Here is a 5,618-nt window from a genome sequence, read left to right as displayed (position 1 = left end):
CAATCAAAAGTTCACACTTTAGCGAACCAATTTGCTAAAGAACACTTAGCAAAGATAAGGCCAAATTATAGCGACAATTACTTCAAAGGGTGGAAAGGTTTATTCATACGAAGAATTCATTCTCGTATAAAAAATGTGATGAATGTGGTTCGATACACAGCTGTTAAAAGAGAAAGTTTTGAAGATTTGATGATCTACTTAGACAGTTTATCTTATCAATCGTTTAGTGGTAGCGAGCTGAACCCGACACCTGGCATTTTAAAAATTATGGAAGTAGAGGGTGTCAATTAATGAAATGCCCAGCATGTCATAAAGAAATGGTAATCACGAATCAAACAGAAAAGACAAAGACGTTTTATTGTTCAATATGCGACAAAGTGAGGTCTAAAAGGAGGGAGGATAATCATGGAACTGACACCAATACCAAATGATGTAATGTTTGCCACAACCACACAAAAACTACCTGAAGTCATTCTAGGACTTGGAAAACAACAAGCTGCTAGATACGTTTCAGAAATGTATGAAGATCCAGAATTTTCAGACGGGGTGATTAAACCGACACAAAAGACAACGATAGTAATTATCTCTAGGTTTATTGAATTCCTTAGAAAAATGGATGCAGAAAAATTTAAGTAAGGAGGAACGCAAATGAAAAACATAATTAAAAACGTCGCCCTAGTCACTACAGGATTGATAGTCGGTGTAGTGGTAGGACGAGTGGGAAACCAATTCAGCAACATAGTGGTGAATAAAAACGGAATTAAAATAAAGGACAAAAAAATTAAGATTCTTTAATATCAACAAAATTTTTGTTAGGACTAGACAAGTCGGGCGTTAAAGTACCATCAATTTCTTTTATAAAATTATGACTTGAAAAAACATTTGTTCCTTCGGGAGATTGTTCTGTGATTAATATCAAACCATTAGAATATTTAATTCTAGTTTTGATATAGCCTGGACGCATTTCGATAACCTGAAATTGAGGCATTTGTCCATCACCATTAATTTTCAAATCCATTTTCTCACCTCGCTTTCTATTTTTTTGTATTACCTAAATCAGAAATACTACTTATACCATTAGCAAACGACTTGGTAGCGTTGATTACATCTGGCGTTATATGAGAAAGAGCTTCTGTTCCCAAGTTAGACTTAGCGAATGTTTTAGCAAGTTCTGTCGAGTTCTTCAATAAATCATTCACTCCAGTCTGAATGGTGGGGCAACACAATTTAAATATATCACAATCAAGATACACGATCAACAAGATGTAGTGCTTAGATAAAAACAATACACAAGATATGGGGGTAAATATGTTAGAAAAATTAAAAAAAATAATCATTGATGATGGAAGAAGTATCTATGAAATAGCAAAAAAATCAGGATTAACCTACTCACTAGTCCACAACATAGTGAATGGAAAGACAAAGAAAACTATACGATTAGAAACTGCTTTTAAATTAGCAGATGCACTAGGAGTGGATGTAAATGAATTTAGGGAAAGGGAGAGTTAAATGAACATCAAATTAGAAGAAAACTGTGAACGATTAAAAAGAGAAAAACTGCAAAAAATGAAGAAAAGACAAGATAACATTCTTTACTTCGTTCTTAATTTTTTGTTTTTCTCCATTATCGCATGGCCGTTTGTTTCATTACTTTTTGAAGAGTTGGGATGGTACTAATGAAAAACAACATAAAAAAAGTCCGCACGGCAATGCGGACTAACACATAAATCTAGGAGGATTATACCATGAATCAACGATTTTTAAAAGGCTCACGGGATAGTTTAGGAGTCCCGTTGGAACCAGACGAACTATTACCCATTTACTATGATTGGGAAGGAGAAGCGATTTATCCAGGTGAAGAATACTATGAAACGCCCGATGGAAAAGTTCTTGCAGATAATATCGAAGATTATCTAGGTAGAAGGTTGGTGGCTGGTTGTGAGTAATTACGAAATTGCACAATCAAAAGAAGAATGGCACGAGCTGAGAAGTAAAGGTTTAGGAGGCTCTGATATTGGAACATTGCTAGGAGTAAACCCTTATAAATCAAAGTATCAGCTATGGCTAGAAAAAACAGGACAGGTTGAGTCGCCAGATATTAGCGACAAAATAAGAATAAAAATAGGAAATGAGTTAGAGGATCTTGTGGCCAGAATGTTTGAAGATGAAACAGGTCTAAAAGTTCAAAGAGACAATAAGACACATTTTCATAAAGATTATCCGTTTTTATTAGCTAATATTGACCGCAAAATAATTGGAGAAAAAGCGCTACTTGAGTGCAAAACTACTAGCGCATTTTCTGCTAAGCAGTGGAAAGACGAAGAGATTCCAGCGAGCTATCTAATGCAAGTTCAGCATTACCTAAACGTTTTAGATTATGACAAAGCATACATCGCCGTTATTATTGGAAACCATGATTTCGTGTGGAAAGAAATTGAACGAGATGACGAATTAATCAACATCTATACAAGAATGGCAGTTGAGTTTTGGGAAAGCAATGTTTTAAAAGGGGAACCACCTGAAGTTGACGGATTGGAAGTAACAAAAGAGGCTCTCAATATGGTGGAAATAGAAGAAAACACTTTACCTATGTCTAAAGAGATGTTAGAAGCAGTGGACTATATCAAGAAATTAGATGCAGATATTGATGTTTTAAATCAAGAAAAAGAAAAGTATCAAAACAAGATTAAACAGGAAATGACAAAGAGCGAAGCGACTGAATTATTTTCATTGGACTATTCGGTTACATGGAGACCATTTACACGTATCACACTTGACAGCAGACGATTAAAAAAAGAAATGCCAGAAATATATCAAGAGTTTAGTAAAGAAACACATTCAAAAAGATTTTCGATTAAGGAGAGATAAATATGGCTACAAATCAATCATTAAAAAATCAATTGCAACAAAGTAATTCACAGCCTCCTATGCAGGCTAACAATTCGGTGAAGGGTTTATTAAACAGTCCAGCTATTCAAAACAAATTTAAGCAAGTTTTAAAAGATAAATCAGCAGGGTTTACTTCGAGCTTGCTAACGCTTGTAAGCAACGATTCATACTTAGCAGACAGTCAACCAATGTCTATTATTACTGGGGCAATGCAAGCGGCGCAATTAGACTTGCCACTTGAAAAACAATTTGGTTTCGCTTATCTAGTGCCTTTTAACACAAAAGAGAATGGAACATGGGTTAAGAAAGCACAATTCGTTCTTGGTTATAGAGGATATATTCAACTGGCCCAAAGATCAGGGCAATATAAAGCCATCAATGTAGGAAGCATTTATGAGGGTCAATTGGTAAGTTGGAACCCTTTAACAGAAGAATTAGATATCGATTTTGATGCGAAGGTTAGTGACACAGTAATTGGCTACTTTGGATATTTCAAATTGTTAAATGGTTTTGAAAAGACTGTCTTCTGGACGAAGGAACAGATTGAAAAACATCGCATTGAGAACAATAAAGCGAAGAATAAGACACAACTTTCTGGAGTATGGGCATCAAATTATGATGCAATGGCTCAAAAAACAGTTTTAAGAAGTCTTTTAAGTAAGTGGGGTATCTTATCCATTGAAATGCAAAAAGCGGTCATAGCTGACGAAACAATATCTGATGACATTTCAGAAGATGGCGAATTTGTTATTAAAGATGTTACGAGTGTTGAAGATGATGAAACAGAAGATCATGAAGCTGAAATAAGCGAATTCTTAGAAGAAGGAACAGAAGACAAATCAGCAGAGCAGGAAGCACTGTTTGAAACAGGCGTCAAGTCATCGTTAGAGCAGGAGTGATCGTGTGGCAGATATTAAATGGATAAAGTTATCCGTCAATATGTTTGACGATGAAAAGATAAAACTTATTCGAACGATGCCAGAAGGCGATTCTATCAGCATGATATGGATACAAATGCTTTGTCTTGCTGGAAAGATAAATGACGGTGGAATGATTTATATGGGACAAAATTTAGCATATTCTGATGAAATGTTAGCAACCATTTTAGGTCATCCGATAAATATCATGAGGGCTGCTCTTAATACATTAGAGCAGTTCTCCATGATTGAAATAAATGATGACGGAATGATAGATATTGTCAATTGGGAGAAACATCAGAGTACAGACAAGATGGCTATTGTAAGAAAACAGAACCGAGACAGAAAGAGGAAGTATGATCTTCGAAAAAAATTAAGAGAGTTAGGTTATGATCCTGATTCTAGTGAAGTTCCTACCAAACTTGATGAATTAGAAGAATATGTAGATAACGTTAGTGTAACGTTACGTAACGCCCTAGAAGTAAGAAGTAAGAAGTTAGAAGATAGAAGTAAGAAGATAGAAGTAAGAAATAATAATAATGATCTTCAATCTATTGTCAATTTCTATCAAGAAAACATCGGTCAAGCAAGTTCTTTTGTAATCGACTCTTTAAGAGACTGGTCAGAGATGATAAGTCCAGATGTAGTGATGGAAGCTATTAAAGTAGCAATAGAAATGAACATTAAAAACATGAAGTATATCAATGGAGTATTAAAAAATTGGCTTAGTCGAAATGTTAAGACGGTAGAAGATGTTAACGCACTAAGAGTAGAACACGAAAACAAAAAAGCTAAACGAAACTACAATCAGCACATAAAAACTGAACCAGTGCCAAGCTTTATGACGAATAAGCAAGAAGTGAAATCAGAAGTTGTTAGTAAAGAAAAGCAAGAAGAAATGAAGAAAAGACTGAAAGAAACTTTGAAATCTTGATGGGAGGATTTTAAATGTATGCAGTTATTAATGAGGAAACGGGAGAGGTGTTAGAACAATTTGATACGAAACCATCAGCCGTAAGGTGGTGGAGAGAAAAAAACTTGAATGACAAGGGAGTGTTCGAAGCGCCTTTCTTGGTAGCGATACAAAAGGTGGATAAAGAACACCATTCTGTTTTTAAAGATCCTCTTAAAAAATTTGAACAAGTGGTTCCTCAACGTAAAAAGAAAGGGATTCAAACCTTCGCTATTTATAAAGGCGAAACAATTATCATGATTGGAACGGCAAGAGAAATCGCAGAAAAATACGAAGTGGATACACAAATAGTATATGGATACGCAAAAGATATGAAAGTGAGGAAAGGTGGCGTTTTTAAAGACCTAAGGTTTGCTCCTTACGATGATGAGAATTGGAGAGGAATGGATAAGATTTGAAATTTAAACCTAAAAGAAAACACAAGTACAGAGCTAAGAAAGTAGTTGTGGATGGAATTACTTTTGATAGCAAAGCAGAGGCTATGTATTACAACCACACGGGCAAATTTACTCATGAATATTTTTAGGAGGGAACAATGAATACAGTCCAATTAATCGGCCGTTTAACTAAAGAAGTAGACCTTAGATATACTTCATCTGGAACACCGGTTGGAAGTTTTACTCTAGCAGTGAACAGAAGCTTTACTAATCAACAAGGCGAGCGTGAAGCAGATTTTATAAGATGCGTGATTTGGCGTAAAGCTGCAGAGAACTTAGCTAATTTTACACGCAAAGGGTCACGAATCGGTGTTGAAGGATCTATTCAAACTAGAAATTATGACGATGATCAAGGAAATAAAGTTTATATCACAGAAGTTAATGTTAGGAACTTCCACTTGT

Annotated in this window: 13 protein-coding genes and 1 pseudogene; 12 read left to right on the top strand and 2 right to left on the bottom strand. The window is 35.2% G+C overall.

The features are described 5' to 3' along the window. The 3 genes and pseudogenes from ACQV18_RS09180 to ACQV18_RS09170 all read left to right on the top strand — a co-directional run. A pseudogene (locus ACQV18_RS09180) lies at positions 1–291 on the top strand (hypothetical protein); the annotation flags it as partial. 114 nt (positions 292–405) lie between these two features. Continuing rightward, positions 406–636, top strand: a complete 231-nt coding sequence (locus ACQV18_RS09175) for a hypothetical protein (protein ID WP_428872849.1) — start codon at positions 406–408, stop codon at positions 634–636. Between the two features lie 12 nt (positions 637–648). Beyond that, entirely contained in the window at positions 649–795 is a 147-nt protein-coding gene (locus tag ACQV18_RS09170) for a hypothetical protein (protein WP_428872850.1), read from the top strand. Here ACQV18_RS09170 and ACQV18_RS09165 read toward each other — a convergent pair. Together ACQV18_RS09165 and ACQV18_RS09160 are read right to left on the bottom strand one after the other, a co-directional pair. Beyond that, complete coding sequence (locus ACQV18_RS09165) at positions 782–1,018, bottom strand: hypothetical protein (RefSeq protein WP_428872851.1); 237 nt, start codon at positions 1,016–1,018, stop codon at positions 782–784. The two genes, ACQV18_RS09170 and ACQV18_RS09165, sit on opposite strands and share 14 nt — an antisense overlap. Before the next feature lie 16 nt (positions 1,019–1,034). Further along, a complete protein-coding gene (locus ACQV18_RS09160) occupies positions 1,035–1,187 on the bottom strand; it encodes a hypothetical protein (protein WP_428872853.1) in 153 nt (50 codons plus the stop codon). Between the two features lie 121 nt (positions 1,188–1,308). Between ACQV18_RS09160 and ACQV18_RS09155 the strand changes: the two genes are divergently transcribed. From ACQV18_RS09155 to ssb, 9 genes are all read left to right on the top strand, one after another. Then, on the top strand, positions 1,309–1,509 hold the full coding sequence (locus ACQV18_RS09155; protein ID WP_428892995.1) for a helix-turn-helix domain-containing protein: 201 nt from the start codon (positions 1,309–1,311) through the stop codon (positions 1,507–1,509). Then, complete coding sequence (locus tag ACQV18_RS09150; RefSeq protein ID WP_428892994.1) at positions 1,510–1,677, top strand: hypothetical protein; 168 nt, start codon at positions 1,510–1,512, stop codon at positions 1,675–1,677. 68 nt (positions 1,678–1,745) lie between these two features. After that, positions 1,746–1,946: a hypothetical protein gene (locus tag ACQV18_RS09145; RefSeq protein WP_428892993.1), complete on the top strand. Its 201-nt coding sequence runs from the start codon at positions 1,746–1,748 to the stop codon at positions 1,944–1,946. Then, positions 1,939–2,868: a YqaJ viral recombinase family protein gene (locus ACQV18_RS09140; RefSeq protein WP_428892992.1), complete on the top strand. Its 930-nt coding sequence runs from the start codon at positions 1,939–1,941 to the stop codon at positions 2,866–2,868. Before ACQV18_RS09145 ends, ACQV18_RS09140 begins: the two co-directional genes overlap by 8 nt. 2 nt (positions 2,869–2,870) lie before the next feature. Then, positions 2,871–3,788: a recombinase RecT gene (locus ACQV18_RS09135; protein WP_428892991.1), complete on the top strand. Its 918-nt coding sequence runs from the start codon at positions 2,871–2,873 to the stop codon at positions 3,786–3,788. A 4-nt stretch (positions 3,789–3,792) separates the two neighbouring features. After that, complete coding sequence (locus tag ACQV18_RS09130) at positions 3,793–4,740, top strand: phage replisome organizer N-terminal domain-containing protein (RefSeq protein ID WP_428892990.1); 948 nt, start codon at positions 3,793–3,795, stop codon at positions 4,738–4,740. A gap of 14 nt (positions 4,741–4,754) precedes the next feature. After that, positions 4,755–5,177: a hypothetical protein gene (locus ACQV18_RS09125; RefSeq protein WP_428872863.1), complete on the top strand. Its 423-nt coding sequence runs from the start codon at positions 4,755–4,757 to the stop codon at positions 5,175–5,177. Next, positions 5,174–5,305 carry a DUF1064 domain-containing protein gene (locus ACQV18_RS09120; protein WP_428892989.1) on the top strand — a complete coding sequence of 44 codons (132 nt, stop codon included), beginning with the start codon at positions 5,174–5,176 and terminating at the stop codon, positions 5,303–5,305. The genes ACQV18_RS09125 and ACQV18_RS09120 overlap by 4 nt, the downstream gene beginning before the upstream one ends. A 9-nt stretch (positions 5,306–5,314) precedes the next feature. Further along, a partial coding sequence (ssb, locus tag ACQV18_RS09115; RefSeq protein WP_428892988.1) for a single-stranded DNA-binding protein occupies positions 5,315–5,618 on the top strand: 304 nt, incomplete at its 3' end.

The sequence above is a fragment of the Facklamia sp. P9177 genome (genome assembly GCF_050409585.1).
Lineage (GTDB): Bacteria > Bacillota > Bacilli > Lactobacillales > Aerococcaceae > Facklamia.
The sequence above is the reverse complement of the archived record's forward strand: the minus strand, read 5'-3'. Positions and strand labels throughout refer to the sequence as shown.

What these genes read in the sequence shown, in the direction of transcription:
- ACQV18_RS09175 (WP_428872849.1), top strand. Translation starts at nt 406, where the DNA reads ATGGAACTGACACCAATACCAAATGATGTAATGTTTGCCACAACCACA.
- ACQV18_RS09170 (WP_428872850.1), top strand. Translation starts at nt 649, where the DNA reads ATGAAAAACATAATTAAAAACGTCGCCCTAGTCACTACAGGATTGATA.
- ACQV18_RS09165 (WP_428872851.1), bottom strand. Translation starts at nt 1,018, where the DNA reads ATGGATTTGAAAATTAATGGTGATGGACAAATGCCTCAATTTCAGGTT.
- ACQV18_RS09155 (WP_428892995.1), top strand. Translation starts at nt 1,309, where the DNA reads ATGTTAGAAAAATTAAAAAAAATAATCATTGATGATGGAAGAAGTATC.
- ACQV18_RS09150 (WP_428892994.1), top strand. Translation starts at nt 1,510, where the DNA reads ATGAACATCAAATTAGAAGAAAACTGTGAACGATTAAAAAGAGAAAAA.
- ACQV18_RS09145 (WP_428892993.1), top strand. Translation starts at nt 1,746, where the DNA reads ATGAATCAACGATTTTTAAAAGGCTCACGGGATAGTTTAGGAGTCCCG.
- ACQV18_RS09135 (WP_428892991.1), top strand. Translation starts at nt 2,871, where the DNA reads ATGGCTACAAATCAATCATTAAAAAATCAATTGCAACAAAGTAATTCA.
- ACQV18_RS09125 (WP_428872863.1), top strand. Translation starts at nt 4,755, where the DNA reads ATGTATGCAGTTATTAATGAGGAAACGGGAGAGGTGTTAGAACAATTT.